1 protein-coding gene is annotated in these 470 nt (G+C 58.3%); it reads right to left on the reverse strand.

Features of this window, described 5'->3' with window-relative positions; translation table 11 throughout:
• Positions 1-382 (reverse strand): ISAs1 family transposase (locus ACWGTI_RS32705; protein WP_454590688.1); only part of this gene is annotated, 382 nt, incomplete at its 3' end.
• Positions 383-470: the final 88 nt, after the last annotated feature.

The following is a 470-nucleotide window of genomic DNA, read 5'->3' on the forward strand; positions in this document are numbered from 1 at the left end:
CCTTCTTCTGATAGGAGCGCCGGCTGGTCTTGCCATCGATGGCGATCACCTCGGCGGGTATCCCGGTCAAGGCGGTGACCCAACTGACGAAGCACTTCTGGAACTGTTCGGCATCCAGCGCGGCGAACACTTCGCCCAAGCGGTCATGATCGGGCGCGCCATTCGCAAAGGGCCGGAAGCGCTGCAAAAGATCGACTTTGTCTTTCCCGAACTGGGCGATTGCAGTGAAGGTCTCGGCCCCGGCCAGCACCGCAAGCAAGGACAGCAGCAGGATCTCGTCCAGCGGATAGATGATTTTGCTGAGTTGCCGCGGGTCCGGCAGATCCGCAAAATGATCCAGAAAAACAACGCTCTCGAGTACCGCCTCGTCGGATGTGGCCATCGCAGGTATCTCCCAATCGAATCAATTGGGGACTCACAGATTCAGCACTGGCGCCATATGTCACGTGTTAACTCACCCGATTGCCCTG

It is taken from the genome of Mesorhizobium sp. ArgA1 (assembly GCF_053714375.1).